The sequence below is a fragment of the Microcoleus sp. S36a_B3 genome (assembly GCF_036700745.1).
In the GTDB taxonomy this organism is placed as follows: domain Bacteria; phylum Cyanobacteriota; class Cyanobacteriia; order Cyanobacteriales; family Microcoleaceae; genus Microcoleus.
On record NZ_JAUBPN010000037.1, the window covers coordinates 1 to 18,227 of the forward strand.

General features: G+C 44.4%; 13 protein-coding genes. 1 reads left to right on the forward strand and 12 read right to left on the reverse strand.

Features of this window, described 5'->3' with window-relative positions; all coding sequences use genetic code 11:
• Nucleotides 1-141 precede the first annotated feature (141 nt).
• The 12 genes from QUA01_RS24675 to QUA01_RS24730 form a co-directional block, all read right to left on the reverse strand.
• Nucleotides 142-561, reverse strand: a complete 420-nt coding sequence (locus QUA01_RS24675; protein WP_333133240.1) for a GFA family protein — start codon at nt 559-561, stop codon at nt 142-144.
• 235 nt (nt 562-796) lie between these two features.
• Nucleotides 797-1,387, reverse strand: a complete 591-nt coding sequence (locus QUA01_RS24680) for a class I SAM-dependent methyltransferase (RefSeq protein ID WP_333093149.1) — start codon at nt 1,385-1,387, stop codon at nt 797-799.
• Nucleotides 1,388-1,615: 228 nt separating this feature from the next.
• Nucleotides 1,616-1,924 carry a hypothetical protein gene (locus QUA01_RS24685; protein WP_333093150.1) on the reverse strand — a complete coding sequence of 103 codons (309 nt, stop codon included), beginning with the start codon at nt 1,922-1,924 and terminating at the stop codon, nt 1,616-1,618.
• A gap of 175 nt (nt 1,925-2,099) precedes the next feature.
• Entirely contained in the window at nt 2,100-2,603 is a 504-nt protein-coding gene (locus QUA01_RS24690) for a hypothetical protein (protein WP_333093151.1), read from the reverse strand.
• A gap of 154 nt (nt 2,604-2,757) precedes the next feature.
• Nucleotides 2,758-3,123, reverse strand: coding sequence for a DOPA 4,5-dioxygenase family protein (locus QUA01_RS24695; protein WP_333093152.1), 366 nt, complete (start codon nt 3,121-3,123; stop codon nt 2,758-2,760).
• 261 nt (nt 3,124-3,384) lie between these two features.
• The gene (locus tag QUA01_RS24700; protein WP_172189454.1) at nt 3,385-3,801 is read right to left on the reverse strand and encodes a DUF3024 domain-containing protein; all 417 of its coding nucleotides are present in this window, start codon (nt 3,799-3,801) and stop codon (nt 3,385-3,387) included.
• A gap of 675 nt (nt 3,802-4,476) precedes the next feature.
• Nucleotides 4,477-5,412, reverse strand: a complete 936-nt coding sequence (locus tag QUA01_RS24705; protein ID WP_333093153.1) for a GIY-YIG nuclease family protein — start codon at nt 5,410-5,412, stop codon at nt 4,477-4,479.
• Between the two features lie 133 nt (nt 5,413-5,545).
• Nucleotides 5,546-6,250 (reverse strand): tyrosine-type recombinase/integrase, encoded by a 705-nt coding sequence (locus QUA01_RS24710; RefSeq protein WP_333093154.1) that lies wholly within the window; start codon nt 6,248-6,250, stop codon nt 5,546-5,548.
• Between the two features lie 300 nt (nt 6,251-6,550).
• On the reverse strand, nt 6,551-12,139 hold the full coding sequence (locus QUA01_RS24715) for a trifunctional serine/threonine-protein kinase/ATP-binding protein/sensor histidine kinase (protein ID WP_333093155.1): 5,589 nt from the start codon (nt 12,137-12,139) through the stop codon (nt 6,551-6,553).
• A gap of 134 nt (nt 12,140-12,273) precedes the next feature.
• Complete coding sequence (locus QUA01_RS24720; RefSeq protein ID WP_333093156.1) at nt 12,274-14,607, reverse strand: NAD(P)-binding protein; 2,334 nt, start codon at nt 14,605-14,607, stop codon at nt 12,274-12,276.
• 119 nt (nt 14,608-14,726) lie between these two features.
• Nucleotides 14,727-15,974, reverse strand: a complete 1,248-nt coding sequence (locus tag QUA01_RS24725) for a hypothetical protein (protein WP_333093157.1) — start codon at nt 15,972-15,974, stop codon at nt 14,727-14,729.
• 293 nt (nt 15,975-16,267) lie between these two features.
• On the reverse strand, nt 16,268-16,906 hold the full coding sequence (locus QUA01_RS24730) for a tyrosine-type recombinase/integrase (protein WP_333157005.1): 639 nt from the start codon (nt 16,904-16,906) through the stop codon (nt 16,268-16,270).
• 416 nt (nt 16,907-17,322) lie between these two features.
• On the opposite strand from QUA01_RS24730, the gene QUA01_RS24735 reads away from it, so the two are divergent.
• Nucleotides 17,323-18,171 (forward strand): arylamine N-acetyltransferase family protein, encoded by an 849-nt coding sequence (locus QUA01_RS24735; RefSeq protein WP_333093159.1) that lies wholly within the window; start codon nt 17,323-17,325, stop codon nt 18,169-18,171.
• Nucleotides 18,172-18,227 lie beyond the last annotated feature (56 nt).

Sequence of the window (18,227 nt, forward strand, 5' to 3'; positions counted from 1 at the left end):
AGAACTTATATTAACCAAGCTTGAATATATCGATCGCTCCTGTGATTGGTTTGCGATCGATTATTCAGCAAACCCTACATAGCGATCGCTCCGCACAAGCTCAGCCGACGGCTGGAGGATCTTTTTAGGCACGTTCTTGCTCTACCATGACTCTGGATACTCGGCATGGGTTGGAAGTCCCCCGCTAGCACAACTCCACGGCGCTCTCGATGCCCAGAAAATGCGATCTGTCGGAGCCATAGGCGGTGCTGTATCCAGCGAGCCGGCTGGAACAACCACAATTAGACCGTTGCGCGTTAGACGCGGGACGGGACACCCGCAATGACTGCAAAACCATTTGCCGAAGCTCGTTGCTGTGGGAAGGTCGTAACGTGTGATGCCTTCCTCCCCTGAAAGCCATCGGAACTGGCTCGGATCAACGGTTAGATTTGTGGCGTGGCCTGTGCCCGTGCCTTTGCGACACCGCGAGCAGTAGCAATGAGCCATTTTCTGGAACGGTGGGTTCACTTCAAAGGTCACAGTTCCGCAAAGGCAACTACCGTGAATGCTGGGCTTATCCATCTGCTCTCTCCGAGTGTCTAAATATTATTAGGCTGAAGGATTCTAGCTATTCCCCAGAACTAGAGGGATAGTCAGAGTCGTTCTGTATATCATTCTAAATTTAGTGGATAGGTAGAATTGTTCCGTATATTAAGTATTTTCTGGAGGAAAGGCTGGATTTTTCCGTATATCCTCGGTTGTTGGGATCTGGAGCATCTCAGCGTATCGGCTTCAGGCAATCCGCTGCACCAGAATGTTATATTTGTTTTGATGCTATCGCCTGAACTACTGCGCCCATGCCAGTGTGATAAATACCTTCTACTACATCACGCTCAAGCTCAATTAGATGCCTAAACTTTAAGCCAGCTAACTCAATGCTTAAAGATTCTTTAGATTGCATCACATCTACTGAATTTCCGCCGCCAGTACCATGCTTCAACTGATCGGGTGTATAAGCTTCAAGCAGAAACACACCGTTTTGCTTTAACCCTGCTTCAACTTTTTTATGAAGCTGTTTTCTTGTTGAAGAGGGCAACGGACAAAATATAGATACAATTCCGTCCCATTGATTCTCGCCTAAATCATACTCTGCTAAATTAGCATGAATAAACTCAACAACCACCCCGTTATCCTCCGCTAACTTTCTGGCTTTATTCAAACCAACTAGAGAGGCATCTACAGCGGTTACAGAGTAACCCTGTTTCGCAAGGAAAACGGCATTCCGCCCTTCTCCTTCGGCCAAGCTCAGAACTTTACCTTTTGGAATACTGTTGACGTTTGCTTCCAAAAACTCGTTCGGGTTTGTGCCGTATACGTACTCTTGGGCACTGTATCTTTCATCCCACATCTGTTTTCTCCAATGGTTGCTATGAGCACATTTGATGCCAAAAAAATATAACTGTGCATTCAACCGCAGATAGGCTGGATAATACCTTTACCGGGGGGTAGATCATCCATCAGAGCGGTTAGAAAACATCCTAGTTTTAAGGAATTAAACAGAAACGAAAGCAGGCTAAGTCCGGGTTCTTGGGTGTTATCCATCGCGAATGATAGTTTATCCTGGAAATTTGGGGTGCTATCCGTCACTTTTGCTGATAATAATAATATCCTCTATATCGGTCTTATCCAACATTAACCTAATGTCGCAACCTACCGCTCCGATGCAGCTTTGCCGCTTGCTGGAAGCAGAGCCTTCGCGAATCATGTCAAGGCGGAGTATTGGAACGAGTGCGATCGCCCAAAGAGAACCAAGTAAACCTTGAGACTTAACATTTGCACAAGCGAGCTTCTTGAAGTATCTGGCAACTGGGAATAGCTCGAAGCCCGCCTTTTCATAGGTGTGACGAGCTCTTTCATGACCAGGATCGCCCCCAGTCTCAACCATCGCCACAGACATCCCAGGGCCTTAGTTCCCTGAAGCTGAATTAAAAATCGGAGGTGGCGTTCGTCTAGGTTATTGTTTGACGATCGCACTATTCGAGATTTGGGGAACGGGTTGGTGTTGGGATTTGGTTCGGTTTTCCTCAAAACTGAGGTGTTGGGAGCAATCGCACTTCTGGTCAGTTAATCCCCTCTGGTAAGTACAAATCATCACCGGGCAGGCGGCGTTCGATAACCTCTTTTCGGTTCTCCAACATAACCGCCTCAACGAATTCACCAAACCGCAAATTGTACTCTCTTTCAGTGCGCTTGTGGCTAAATGCTACATCAGCCCGCCGTTCGATGGATTCTGCCATGCTGGCTTGAACCAAAGCCTGAGCTTTTACGTTGCCTTTGGTTGCTTCATTGAGCCAATATGCCGTAGCTAATGCAATGGGAATGGGCTTGATTAATTGAGCGTTGCCTTCCACTGGAATGCTTGGAGCTTGTGTAAAATTGTATCCGTTGAAAGGCAGAGCTAAAGCCGATTTTCCAGTAATAAAACGGGTCAGCGATTGTTTTTGCTTGTCCACCACACCCATAACCCCAATCGCATCGACTTTGTAGCCGCCATCGGGTAGCTGGTAAACACTAAGTGGAATTGCACCTAAAAGGATGGTGGCAGAAATAGCTTTAACTGTCATTTTGGAGTTCAAATAAATTACGATTACCAGAGATTAGCTTAATTTGACTAATTAATCAACGATATCTCTGAGCAAATAATTTAGTTGGCGGACTACCGAACCTAGCAAGTAGTGTTTGCTCTACATAGAACAATCCACCGCAGAGAGTGATGACTTAAAAGCTGGCGTTGGCTGTCCTAGGTCGCAGAACTTCGACATTCAACTCTAGTTTTTCTCCCAGCCACAAAGAATGTGTTGTATGGTCTGCCACATCGTCGCCTGTTTCGGGATGGACGAGAATATCTAACCCCTCGCGGTGGAGCATTAACCAGGGAACTACCATGCCAAACTGTGGGGGTAAAAACGCAACTTGATACATCGCTTGGGGGTGGGGGCCGATGGGTTTATCATGCCAACGCCCTAGCTGCACTTCAAACTGAGCCAATCCTTCGCGTACACGCGCTGCTGCATCGCGACTATCATTGTCAAAGTAAATATGTGCGTGAAAACCAACAATTTCGATGGTGTTTTCTTTCATCATTTTCAGTGGGTATTGAGCCAGCACCTGCACAAAACGGCTGTTAATTTCAGGGTAACTTGACTTATAGCAAACTGCGGAATTCAGCCATCCGTGTTGTTCGCACTCACTCCGTTAATTGCATCCAACTCAACAGCCGACAGCACTTTGGGTTCCATTGCGTACAAATCGTTCAACACAACCTTGACATCGGGAAACACAAAATACGAACGTCAGGAGAGCCAATTCGATAATTAAAAGAACGATTGCCAATTAGAGCAACGATTAAGGATGTAACAGGGGATTGTTTCTAATTTCCGATAAACATTCTTCTAAAGACAAACCATGCAGAATTTCCCACCATTGCCCCGTATGTCTCATGTAGGCGACATTAAAACAATCTGGCCCAACATATTCTAGGCGGGCGGAGCGAGACTCAAAAGACGGGGAAATCGCCCTCGGACTCGGACAATTATAAGTTGAGCAGAAGTAAAAATAGTTGCGATACCACTTGCCAAAGATATCCGTTCGATAGTTGAAATCATGGTCTGTGGGTGGAGAGTCGATATATTTGGGCTTAAATTCTGTTTGAATTAACTCATTACATTTTTGTTCGATTAATTGTTTCTCAGTATCAGGCACTGTAGGTTTAGACTGTTTGCCAGAAGAAGAAAGCCAGAGCTTTTTTGCTTTTTTTGCCATTGAATTTGTTTTCCTGATTATCTAGGTAGAATTGAAACGACAAAATCGATCGTTCGACCTACTGTGAAGGTAGTGGCTGCTTGCAACAACCTTTGTTGGGCTACTTATCAAGGCGGCGTGAGCCTCCAAGTAATGCGAGCCGCTTTTGTCAAACGGCGCAATCTATGCCTTGATTGGGTGCGGTGCGGATGATTTGTAGCAAGCACGCTCTCGTATTGATAATACTTAATTTTCCCCGCGAAACTGCCTTACTCAAAACTTTTGGCTCCATCCCATACAAATCCCGTAGCACAACCTTGACGAACGGAAACACAAAATACGAACGTCCGTTGCCCAATGCGGTGATTAAACACTTTCTAACCCAGATACCACAACTACGAGCGTGTCACACTGCGCCTCTTGTTCTGCCAAGCTATGGATTTGGTGCTGGGCTCCGTGTCGCAATCCACTCTCTTTTTTTGGCTCTAAATCTTCTTTAAGGTGAGCGGAATACAACGAGGGTTCTAACCCTACATTATGCCCCGCTCGCCTTAAACACAACGCAAAAATCACGGTTTGAGAGTGTCGATCGCTTCGAGCGAACAATGACTGATTTTGTTGATTTGGTGGGACAAGCAGCTCGAACAATCCTTTAACTCAATTACGGGACGGGTTTGCTTTCGCTCGTGCATTCGCCTAGGTTGACTGATTGGCAGCAAAATCTGATTGCTCGCGATTGAGTACGTCCAACTCAATCTCGCTCAGCACTTTGGGTTTCATTTCATATAAATCATTCAAAATAGGTTTGACATCGGGAAACACAAAATATTCCGTCAGCTTGCCAATGCGATAATTAAAGGGTTGATATCGGTGTTTGAAGTACAGCTCCACATTCCCCCGGCTCTCCCAAAGTCCCAGCAAATTAACAACCACATCCGAGTAATGCGCCCTGACATCCCGCTGCACCTCGGCGATTCTCTCCTCGATCGATCGAGTTGTCACCCCAATTTTATAGAAGCAGTGACCGTCCGCTTTGACCTCAAGAAAATAGAGCGAATTCACCAGAATCCGACGAAGCTGCGCTCGATAAATCAGCAAGTCAGCCCGCCGTTCTTCCAAGCAAGATAAACCCGCAGATAAAGCAATCTCTACAGAGCCTTCTAACTTCATCAACTCTGACAGCAGCAAAGGTTCTTGGACTTTGTTGAACAGCGCCAGGGGAAGAGCGCCGACGGGGATTTTACCGAGGTTTGTGAATTGATAAGAGCTCGCGCCTTCCGACTCTAGCAATCCTTTCAACTGCCACCGAAAGCTTACCAAGTCTCTGGGAATCGATCGCTTTTGGGCCCCGTACTCTTTCCACAGCACTTTCAATTGCTCCAATTCCTCACCCTTAAGCTGGATGGTGAAATTATCGTAAAGCGGCAGCGAGGGGAATGCTTTTGTCTTGATTCGCGCGGTAACGAACTTGCAAGTTTCCCCGGTGTGGGCGAAGTGATGTTCTTTCACCGAACCCTTTTTCGCTGTGAGGGAACCGCCGCAGTAAAGGCAAGCGAGGTTAGTTTTTCCGCGCACAACCTCATCAATGCCCGCCAGCTCTCCGCTGGGAGCAACACCAAATTTAAGCCACATCGCCTTTCAATTCTCCTTTGAGCAGGTTTCGTAGGTGCACCCGCTCCACACGATGGCTTACGCCCCGCTTCGCTACGAGAATTGTAACAAATCTAGAGGTGAGGGCTTCTGCCTTGAGGGAGAAACCGATCTATCACCAATCGGGAATTTCTTCAGGCGAGAAGTCTGATAGGTCTTGTGACAGTTGGTGAGGGGGCAACGGCACAGCAGACAATTCATCCTCTACAGGGGGAAATGTAGGTTTCCCCGTGTAGGAAAGCATGGAAAGACTCGCGATCGCTCCTCTGACTTGCTCCGGCTTCACCTCTAAGTATTTCTGCAACTGTTCGAGGTTGCTGTGACCGCTGATTTCTTGAATAATCCGCAGCGGAATCCCGGCATTGCTCATCTGGGTGAGAGCCGTTCTCCTGAAGCTGTGGGTGGATGCTCCCTCGATGCCGGCGCGATCGAACGCTTCTCTTAAAATCCGATCCGCTGAATTGGGGTGCAAATGCTTCCAGTGGTGGTTCGGGTAGCGGCCGGGAAATAAATAAGTCTGACCCGCATGGGAACGCCAAGATGTCAGGAGACTCCGCAAATCTTCGATTACCGGAATTGTCCTGGTTTGGAGTTTTCCTTTGGTGTTGCCCTTGCGGAAGTTGATTGTAGGTCGGACTGTACCTCTGGCAGTGTAAATATCGATGACTTCCAAGGAACAAGCTTCGGCAATGCGGCAGGCGGTGTAGAGACAAACTCCGAAGAGGGTGCGATCGCGAGCGGTTTGCAAACCTTTGTTGAACAGCAGTTCGATTTCCTGTTGCGTGAGTATTTTAGCTTGTCCGTGCCGTTCTATCTTCATGCAGGCGTGTATACTCGACCCGATACCAGAGAGTCTTGCATACTTGCTGCATTACTGCACCGTTCTGGGGTATTTCTTAATGAGGCGGCTGAGGGCGATCGTCATAAATTAGCCCAAGTGCAGCTAACGCAGTAAAGGTGCAAAGGTCACATTTATCGGAGCAATTAGCTTAACAAAAGTAGTAGGATTAAGGATACTAAATGGGTTGATGCACTGCTAAAATTGGTTGACAAACTGCTGTTACTGTTCTCTATCCAAATTGTTCTCAAAACTCAACTCAATTATGTACTAGCAAAACGTCTATATACCCTGCGATAACGGAATTTCCAAAACAAATTCAGCTCCCCGCCTCGGTGCTGAAATGCACGTTAGCTTCCCGCCGTGTTTTTGTACGATAATTGAGTGCGAAACAGACAAGCCCAGACCAGTACCCGAACCTACAGGCTTAGTTGTAAAAAAGGGATCGAATACCCTAACGCGGACTGATTCACTCATTCCAAGTCCGTTGTCTGCAATTGAGACGATCGCGCTAGTGCCTTTTACCTCTGTGCGAATCCGAATCGCAGGCGTTGGACACTGCTGGTTATCCAACTGTACCAGTGCGTCGATCGCATTCCCTAGAATATTCATAAACACCTGATTGAGTTCTCCAGCAAAACACTCGACTAAAGGCAAGTTCCCGTATTCTTTAACAACTTGAATTTCTCTGCCCGCAATGCCGACCGGCTTGCCGCTATCCTCCCCATCCCCCGGTGGTTCCGCAGGGTGCAGGCGGTGCTGCAAAATCAGCAGCGTGCTCTCAATCCCTTCGTGAATGTCAACCCGCTTCATCTCGCTCTCAGAAAGACGCGAAAAATTCCGCAAGCCTATCACAATATTGCGGATGCGCTCAGCTCCAACATTCATCGACTTCAGAATTTGCGGCAAGTCTTGTTTAAGGAAATCCAGTTCAATTTCCTCTGTGACTGCTGCCAAATCTGGAGTAACATTGGGGTATGTTTGCTGGTAGGTATCGATCAGTTTCAACAAATTTTGCATATATTGAGTTGTGTAAGTAAGATTACCGTAAATGAAATTAATCGGATTATTAATTTCGTGAGCAATTCCTGCCACTAACTGTCCCAGACTGGACATTTTTTCAGTGTGAATCATTTGAGCTTGAGTTTGTTGTAACTCTCGCAGAGCAATTTCTAGCTGAATTGCTTGTTCTTTCAACTGCATTTCTGACTGCCTCAAAGCTGATTCGATAGAGATTCGCTCGCGAATTTCTTGTTGTAAGAGCGCGTTTTTTTCTGTAACTTCCCGCGTTCTCTCTTGCACTTTAACCTCTAAAGTCTCGCTGTACTCCTGCAACTTTTCATTAGCAGCAGACAAATTCTTATAGAGAAAAGCGTTTTCTAAAGAAATTGCAGCCTGAGTAGAAAGAATCTTTAAAACTTCCTGCCGTTCTTCTGTAAAAGCACCTGTTGCCAGATTATTCTCTAAATAAAGCAGAGCGATTAAACTGCCTCTATTAATGAGAGGAACACATAAAATAGACAGGGGATGATTTTTGACAATGTAGATATCATTTTTGAATAATTCATCCTTCCCAGCATCATTTAAAACAACATCTTTTTTCGTTCTAGCTACATAATTTATTACAGAGACTGGCAAATCCTGGCTGAAAACGATTGGAAGCGACTGCTGCACTATTATGCGATCTTGTTCAATATAGCCAGACGCTTCTATTAGCAAATCACCATCTTTTGCTAAAATCAAAATACCACTTTGTGCGCCAGCGTTCTCCATCACAATTTTGAGCAATTTTTCTAGCAATTTACTCAAAACAACTTCGCTTGCTAAAACTTGCGAAGCCTTCATTACTGTTGCTAAATCGAGGAAAGAGTTACCTGTTGTACTATTTGTAGCTGTTGTTGTGGTAGAGAGAGTTCCCTCTATGCTGGTGTTCCCAGCAGCAGATATCAAAGAAAGAAGCTGGGGATATCTTGACTCCAAATCTGCAACCTTAGTCTTCGCTCCCCACCGAGCGTAGCCGTAGTATGCTGATGCCATGTAAGTCTGACCGATCTCCTCTCTTGAAGCCCCTAAATAAAATTCAGCCGCCAGTTCGTAAGCTAAAGCTTCCTCCTGAACGTACCCCTGTTTTTTAGCTCCCGCGATGGCGAGATCGTAATACTCCATCGCTTCCCAATTTTGCCCTTTCACCCGCGCTATTTCTGCCTCTACTAACTCGTATCTGTGCTGGTTGTTTTCTGGTGCATGGTACGCCCACAGCTTCATTCTTTCTTGATTTGACTCAACATTAACCAAGTATTGCTGCTGTTCGTTGCAAGAACTGATATCGCCCTGAGAATCAGAATACTCAGCCAAAAGAGCCAGAGAATAATAAAAATTGTGTTGCGGAACTGTTACAAATCCTATCGCCCCATCTAAATATGTTTCTGCTTGCCTAGCACTAGCAATTGAAAGATTATATTGTCTAAATAAATAATAAATAATTGCTTTAGCAAAATAGGTATGAAAAATCGATAATTTATTATGATTTTTCTCTAAAACAGGTAGCATCTCTTCTTCATTAAAACTCTCACCAATTAACTTGTATTTATCTGCTGAATGTCCCAGCAAATTCAATACCATTTGTCGCCATACTTTAATATAATAAAGTGAAAAATCTTGCTTATTTTTTTTTGTAAAGTCAATAAATTGTGCCTGCCTATTAGCCACATTTTTCAACTCTTCTCCCAGAAAAAGAGGGTAAGTTGAATAATTGCAAGCACAATAACAGGCGTGTTCTATATCTCCAGTTTCTAATCCGCTTTCTATCCCCTCCCAGAAAGGCTCTAAAGATTCTCTAGCGTGTTCTTTCCAATGTCTGACAAAGATATTAAATAATGCGAAAACTTTGGCTTTTAGTTTTTTAGTTTTAAATTTTTCCAATAGTTTAATTGAAAGTTTCCCAGAGCGATAACCTAAATCTATATCGCCCAATACGCTACACAAAAGCAGTCCGTAATAACCATAAGCAAAACTGGCAATTTCTGAGTTGCCATATTCAACACATAGACTTACCATTGTCAAAATTGTGAAAATTAGCAAAGGTGGATTCGCAATATAAGCAGGAGCGCACAGATTCATCATGATTCGTAGTGCTGCTAATTTATAATTATCAGTCATTTGTGGGAGTTTTTCTAAATCTTCAATTTGTCTATCTCCCATAATAGTTTTTGTTTGGATGAGGGCTGTACCAATATCATTTTGAGTCGGCTGTTGAGGTAGCCTAATTTCCAGTATCTCTAAAACTTTTAGGGCTGTATCTATTGCCAACTGCATTTGATTTTGAGCTATGTAAAATAGCATTTGTAACTCGTAAATTTGAATTTTTTCTAAAATGAGAGTAGCATTAACCAGGACAATCTCAGAGAGCGCTCGCGCCCGCTCGAAATTAGTCGTTAAGTATGCCACTTCTACTGTTTCTACATATAGAGTCAGGGTTAAGTCATACTGACTCTGCCAGCTATTAGCAGCGAGGAGATCCAAACCCATATTCAGATACTTAACAGCCGATTCATAGGCAGTCGCTGCCTTTGCTTTCTGACCAGCAATTAGATTTAGGAAAGCTAGTTCATCTTTTTCTACTTGCTCAACAACTAAATCAGCACCAAAATTAAGTTGATTGACTAAAGCAAAAATATTTTCTTTTCTGTCTTCAGGAGTGGTATTTTGCAACAGTAGTTTGCCAATACTCAGATGAGTGACTTTTTTATCGGATTCGGGGATTAAAGAATAAGCGGCTTGCTGGACGCGATCGTGCAAAAACTTATAGTCAACTCTAGCATCACGAAGCATAAGTTCGTCTAGTTCCTCCTGCCCGAAAATTAGAGGAATTTTGTAGTTTTCACTCAAGGGTAAAATTAGACCAGCATGAAGTGATGCCCACAACTGAGAAGCAGTAACTAATTCTGATTCTTCATTAACAATTGCTAAAACGTTTAAATTAAAAGTGCTGCCTATACAAGCAGCCAATTTTAAGACTTTTTGGGTTGATACTGGTAGTTTTTGAATATTTTTTGCGATCAGTTCAACGATATTGTAATCGACAATGCCAATGCTTTGAATTTCTTCGATGTCCCACTGCCAAATACCGATGAAAGTATCGTAGGTTAGTAGATTTTCAGAATACAGGACTTTCAACAGTTGAGTCAAGAAGAAGGGATTGCCTTGGGTTTTATTGAAAAGTAGTTCGGAGAAGGATTTTATACGGTTTGTGTCTGGAGATTCATTGAGCGTGTCTGCAATTAGCTGCCTAACATGGTTTAGCTGTAAAGGTTTAACAGTAATATTATTGATGGCAGCCCCACTTTCTCGAATTTTTTCTAATGTCTGAATCAAGGGATGAGCTGGATTGACTTCGTTATCTCGATAAGCTCCGATCGTTAACAGGTATTGGCTATCGCGATCACTCATCAACATTTGGATTAGTTTGAGCGATGCAGAATCAGCCCACTGCAAGTCGTCAAGGAAGAGAACGAGGGGATGAGAAGGTTGACAAAAGACTCTGAAGAACTGTTGAAAAACGCGATTAAAGCGGTTTTGAGATTCAGACGAACTCAGTTGTGGCACTTCTGGCTGAGGACCGACAATCAGTTCAACTTCGGGAATAACATCAATAATTAGAGAACCATTTTGACCCAATGCAGTTAAAAGTTTCTCTCTCCAAACAGCTATTTTTTCAGAGTTTTCGGTTAATAGTTGTCGCATTAGTGACTGAAAAGCTTCAATTAATGAAGCGTAAGGAATATTGCGATTAAACTGGTCAAATTTACCAGCAATAAAATATCCGCACTTAGTAACAATAGGTTTGTGAATTTCATTCACTAAACAAGATTTACCTATCCCTGAAGAACCGCTGACCAGCATCATTTCGGCGGTACCGAGACTGGTTCGTTCAAACGCTTCCATTAATACAACTACCTCTTCTTCCCTACCGTAGAGTTTCTGCGGAATTAGCAGTTGATTGGATAAATCTTTAGCTCCTATAATAAAATGTGAAATTGTGCCGCTTTCCTGTAACTGAGCTAGGCAAGTTTCTAGGTCAGCTTTTATTCCCTCAGCAGTTTGATATCGCTCTTCTGCGTTTTTGGCTAATAATTTGAGTGTAATATCAGAAATAGCTTTGGGAATTTCTGGATTTAAGTGAATCGGCGCAACTGGTTGTTTTGCTAAATGGCAGTGAACCAATTCCATTGGATCAGTGGCTGCAAAAGGTAGGGAACCTGTCAGCATTTCATAAAAGGTTGCACCCAAAGAGTAAAAGTCGGTGCGATAGTCAATCGACCGATTCATCCTGCCAGTTTGCTCTGGGGATATATAGGCTAATGTGCCTTCCAGACAATTAGGATTGTTAATTGTTTGGTTTTCTCTGTCCAGGCGAGAAGAAATGCTAAAATCGGTAATTTTAACCACCCCAGTTGCGGGATTGATAATAATATTTCTCGGTTTAATATCTTTATGAATAATCTGCTGTTGGTGCAGTTGCCCTAAAGTTTCTGCTAACTTAATTGCTATTTTAAGAAAGCTGATTATATCGTTTTTTAGTTCGCCAAAAATGTAATTCAAAGATTGGCCACCAAAATCTTCCATGATTAAGGCAAAGCTATTCCGATATCTTTCCAATTCCAAGCAATTAACAACTCCTGAAATGTTCAGGTTCTTGGTAATTTCATATTGAAACTTTAAATTAGCAACATCAATAGGATGGGGATACTCTGAGTTGAGCAACTTAACAATAACAGGCTGTTGGTTCTGAACATTCAGCCCTCGATACACAACTGTTTTGATTCCTTCATTTATTTTTTTTAAATTTGTATATCTCAGAAGACTTAGCATAATTGTTGAATTTTTTAGCGAACTTAATTAAGTATTTATGAGATCGGACATCCCAAAACCAAGACAGACAAGAGTTTGATTGTTTCTTGAGATGCAATTTAAATGCTGAGCAGGCTTACACCCTGACACAGTTTTCAGAACCAGGAATCCCGCTCACCGATAATTTTTTTTGCATACTCAATCCCAAAAATTTGTGTCAAAATAGCACGAGCAGCCTGCATAGCTGACATAACGGTTGCTTCGACACAGCCTGAATTGTAACCGTTGTCGATCCAGTCACCCGTCAAGTAGAGGTTATCGAAGCCAGATTCATCGGTTTTGAGCCGATATTTTGTACTTCCGGGGACAGAAAGCACGTAACGCTCTGAAGGGTCGATGTTGACTCGCCAGTATTGAGAGTAGAAACGCTTCTGTCCCGGCTGGTTTTTTAGATCGACAAGCAAATCCCAATTCAACCCTTGAGGATTTTCTGGAGTGGTAGCTTTAGGCCATAAGTTACCGATTTGGTTTTCGAGGAAGTTGATAGCCTGTTGTTCTACTTTCTCCTGTTCCCTTTTGGGGAAATCGCGATCGCTGCTGGGAGGAATTCCTGAGTCTGCTATTACGCCTGTAAAATAAGCAAGATTGTAGGGATAATGTTCGGAAGGCCAATTTTCGCGCTGGATCAAATCACTCATATCGGCATAAGTATCGAGGGGTTCTACATAAGAACCGACCACAGGACTGCCCCCCCTCCACCCCAACTGCTGTAAATTAGATTTAAGCCACAACTGACCGCCTTGAGTGGGAACTGTCTCGATCTGATTTACCATATTTGCCCATTTTTGATGAGCGGGATTTTTTTCAGCATTAATCAAGTCGCCGCAGATAAAGGGTAAAGCTCCGAGAGAAATGCCGAGAATTACCAAGTCAAAATCTTCTCCAACATTGAGAGTGACTGGGGTTTCATTATCTTGCCACGGAGTCCAAAAAGACTCCAAATTTACCTGCTGTTGTTGGAGTTCTTCACCTTCTACAATTTGCTCGTAGCGGGGTTTGCTCGGCCAGCAGAGGAGCCTCTTAACTTTAATCAGCGGATCGTATTCCCGAGCTGGTTCTTTGAGATTCACCTGGCGTCCCAAAGAAATGCTAGCGATCGACTGCTGCGAATCGTCAAGGTGCAACTGTTTCACGCGGTGGAAAAACTCAAACTTGACACCCCGACGTTTCAGCACTTTATAAAGCGGGGCGAAAATCGTATCTCCCATACCAGCTTGCATTTTCCACATAATCGCCCCGCTGTACTGGAAAATTACGGTTGTTAAGATGCGGATTGCTGTTCCTGCTGCTAGTCTGGGCTGATGAACGTTCCCCCCAGGAAAGGCATAAACAAGGTCATACAAAACGCGGATAAATGCTGAATTGATGCTGGTTTCCCCGGCCCCGTGTTTTTTCAGCCACTCTCTATAATCATACTCGTCTAAGGATTCTAAAGAACCAGAATAAATCACTTCATCTACAAATAATCCCCGAATATTGGCAAATGCTAAATCTAACAAAACTAAAATCCGAAATGTATCGTCATCTTGCTCAATTTCTGACTCGATAGAGCTTCTCAACCGCTGCATAAATTGCTCTAAAAGCTTAAGAATAATTCTGTGGTGTTCGGGGCGATGAGTGCGGGTATCGTCCGGCATGGATTTGGCTAACTTGTAGGCCAGACCTAGAAATGTTCCTTCTGATGTTAAATCAATAGTGTCTAAGGTAGTTCCTATCTGTTTCATAGTATTTTCCAACCACTGACACCAGCGGGCTGGTTCTTTGAGAAGTAACTGCACCAGTTGGTCGGGAAGGTGAAGCGGTGCGATTTCTGAGGTGAGTTTAAGAGTTTCCCCGCCAATATCTATCTGTTTGGCAAGAAGTTCTAACCAGTTCGGGATTTGCTGATTGCTGGATAATCTGTTAACTGAACACTGAGATTTTAAAGATTTTGAACCTTCAAATCCATCGTGCATCAATTTGAGCAAGGAGCAGATATGCTCCCACATCGAGAAATAGCCCCCTCCTTCCCAAGGAAGCAATTTATTTGGGGGAAAGTTGAAAGGCCACTGAACCCAGCGACCATTGATATATTCTTCGAGAACTATGAGACTGTGAGGTTTGAAGGCATCTTTTATACTCAAAAACGGACCATCTTCTCCTAATTCGTCGTAGCACTGTTTCATCAATCGAAAAGCATTTTCGTAGAATCCAAAGAAAATGTGCAATCCATGTTCTTCTATTCGGTAGGTTGGTTCGTGGTAAGGCGGGTTAGACTCCACGCTGCGTCCTGATGCGCCTTTACCTCCCAGACGCCAGCCCTGTTGGTACACAGTAATATCGTAGAGAGCGTTCCATCCCGGCTGGCTGGTGAGTTCAAATGCAGCAGTTATGGAGGCGATTCCTCCTCCCAAAATGGCAATTTTTTTGAGTTTCGATGTTTCAGGCATTTATCGATTGAGTAGAGAATCTACTTTCAAAAGTATATTTTTAACTGCGCTTCATCCCGGGCTTTTTAGCCGGCTTTTTCATGGATTCGCGCTATAATTTGACTGAGATGAAAGCTAATTTAAGAAGGCGCTTTCCAAACTGTAGTACCATTTTCGACGGTGAAGTTGAAGTTGATCCAGAAAGACAGCTTGACGGGCAATCGAACTGATTCTCCTGGTTTGGTACCACGTGGGCGTAACCCCAAATCGTTAACTATGGGGTGGCTGGCATAATCGTACAGTGTGACCTCAAACTGATCGCCTAAAGAACCGAAGCCCAGGATGCGTCCGCTGTGATATTTGTACATTTTCATCAAGTTTTCGACGATCGCTTGATAGCAAGCTCGGCTACCATCTTCTGCATCGCGGAATTGTTTGAGAAATACGACTGGAACTGCTGTATGAGTTAGGTAGTCAAAAATATTGAGTGGCAAACTAAAACCAGGAATCTCGATCCTACCATTGTTGTCAAAAAGTAGCTCTAAAATTTCATTGACTAATTCTTGTGGGGTATCCCAAGTCTTGTTAGGTTTAAAAGATACCTCCTTACCAACTCTGCAAACTTCTATCAACCTTTCATCTTGGGCTTGAATGTCCGGTCTAAAATGTTTCCATAAAAGCGTCTCTAAAGTGAATAAATCAGGTGGCTGCGGGGGTTTGGGAATTTGAAAAGAACCCAGTTGTTTTGAAATACCGTAAACCTCGCGCCCTGAAATTAAAACTGGTGAGTTATTGACAAAAACGTAAGGCATGAACCAAGCTAGCCGCTCCACTACAAATGCAGGTCCTACTTGTTTTCCGACCATCGTCAATATCCAAAAAACTACCTCTTCTTCAAGAACATATCCCTTTTCGCTGTCTGGTTTGTTTGTGGAACTGAGCGAATCCATCGTTCCGAAAGTAAGGACAACATAGTGCATGGCAGGGCGATACTCAACTTCTCCTTTAGCTGGCTGGTTGAGATATGTGTCGCATACTGCTTGTAGCTTATGCAAAGAACCTTCTAAGATAAATCCATAGAGGTTTGTACCTTTGATGTCGTAGGGTTGAAGAAAACACTGCTCGCCAGCTCGTTCAATGTATTGTGGCGGTTTTAAATGGTGACTGCCGCCCGATAAAAATGTCTCGCCAAATTTATGTGCTTCTTGTTCTATGCTTTCGCCTCTAGCAGCAAGGTCTAGGAGTAGTTGCTCTGGCGATCGCGGCGGTTTTGCGAGGATGTCTGCTAATTTTTGCGGGTTATTGAGCAGTTCCGCGATCGCGCTGCTTGCTCCTAGTGCTGTACGAAAGCCTGTTTGCAGAAGTTGAGCGGCGCTGTTAACATTCATTGCTTCATAACCTCATCATGAGTTAGCTTGCAAACTTTTTATATTTCAGTCATATCACAAATACCGATCGGATCGAGCTTTCTTAACGCCTAACGCCTATTTTCTCAATCACAAACTCTCTATCGAGCGATCAAGAAAGCAAACTGAGCTCGCGACCCACCTATATTTCATGCGACCGTTGGCGTGCGACCTGTGGTTTATACCCGACCCGACAGCGAAGTCGGTCAAACTTACTGCATTACTACTGCACTGGTAGGTGGGGATGGAGCGATCGCGGCGGTTGGGGGCGATCGTCAGAAACTAGCAGACCGTTGCCAACTCGGTAATGAGCGTTTTCCAGTGTTAGAAAGCATGGAAAGTGAAGAGATCGCTCCTGTGACTTGTTCTGGCCGGCACCTCTTTCGTAGTGCTGCAACTGTTCGAGGTTGCGGTGGCGGCTGATTTCTTGAATAATCCGCAGCGGGATACCCGCGTTGCTCCTCTGGGTGAGGGCCGTTCTCAACCAAGCTGTGGGTGGATGCTCCCTCGATGCCGGCTCGCTCGAACGCTTCTCTCAAAATCCGATCGGCTGAATCTGATTGCAAATGCTTCCAATGGTGGCAGCGGTGGCGGCCGGGGAACAAGTAAGTCTGACCCGCGTGGGGTTTCCAAGATGTCAAGAGCGATCGCAAATCCTCGATCACCGGAATCGTTCTGGTTTGCAGCTTGCCCTTGGTATTGGCTTTGCGGAAGTTAATCGTAGAGCGGACGGTGCCAGAGTTCGTGTAGATATCTTTAACCATCAGGGAACAAGCTTCGGCAATCCGACAGGCGGTGTAGAGACAAACTCCGAAGAGGGTGCGATCGCGAGCGGTTTGCAAACCTTTGTTGAACAAAAGCTCGATTTCCTGTTGCGTGAGTATCTTGGCCTGGCCGTGCCGTTCTATCTTCATCTTGGTAAACTCGACCCGATACCACAGAGTTTGCCGCAAATACTGCATTGCTGGATCGATCGGGGGGATTTCTTAACGTGGTAGTCCAGGTCTGGATGGCGGGCGTAGAATACACATACAGCTATCACGGCCGCGCTGGATGCGACCGACGGTAATGTGCGGAAAGTTCAGAAACTCAGCAGACACAAAAATTTAAATACCTTGATGGTGTATGCGATAATCGCGGCCCCGACCAAAGAGACATTACCGATTTACTTGATGGGATGAAAGGAGCGATCGGCGGGAAGCGGATGATTCGACGTGAAGGAGCGAGCGAAATCATAGATTTCTTCGATGCTCAATATGAAGGAACGTTGGATGCGTAATAATTAATTACTCCCCATGAATAAACTCAGCATTGACTCTGATCATAAAATATGCAATTGCAACAGCGACTGACTGAGATCGACCTTGATGCCTATTTTCAACGAATTGGCTATAGCGGTGACTGCTCGCCCAGGCTGACAACGTTACAGGAAATTCATCAACGACATTCCCAAACGATCGCCTTTGAAAACCTCAATTCGCTCCTGAAACAACCGGTTTTGCTGGATTTAGCATCCTTGCAACAAAAACTCATCAACCAGGGACGGGGCGGCTATTGTTTCGAGCAAAACTCACTGTTGCGGGATGTTTTGCTTGCTCTTGGCTTTCAGGTAACGAATCTAGCAGCTCGCGTGCTGTGGAATTTGCCATCCGGGACGATCGCACCTCGCAGCCATATGGTGCTGTTAGTCAATATTGATGGAGAGCCGTACATTGCAGATGCGGGATTCGGAGGATTAACGCTTACCGCGCCGCTTGCTTTGACACCGGATATTGAACAACCTACATCCCACGAACCATTTCGATTGATTGCAACGGATCGCAGCTACATTATGCAAGCATATATCAAGCAGGAGTGGAAATCCCTTTACAGATTCGACCTTCAGGAGCAAGAATTACCCGATTATGAGGTGAGTAATTGGTACGTTTCAACTCATCCCAACTCGATTTTTGTTACTAACTTGATTGTGGCAAAACCGGGGTCAAATTGTCGTTATGCCTTGTGGAACAATCAGTTTACGGTGCATTATTTGGACGGTCGAACAGAACATCGCGTCCTTTCAACGGTTGCAGAGTTACGCGCTACCCTTGAGAATGTTTTTTGTCTCAACTTGGGAGCGATCGCTGAGATAGTTCAGATGTTACAACAATTAATTGAGCGATCGCGTGCGATGACCTAACGGTGAAAGCGGGCAACTCTCGATTTATGGCAAGGCCTGACAAGGACTTTTCGATA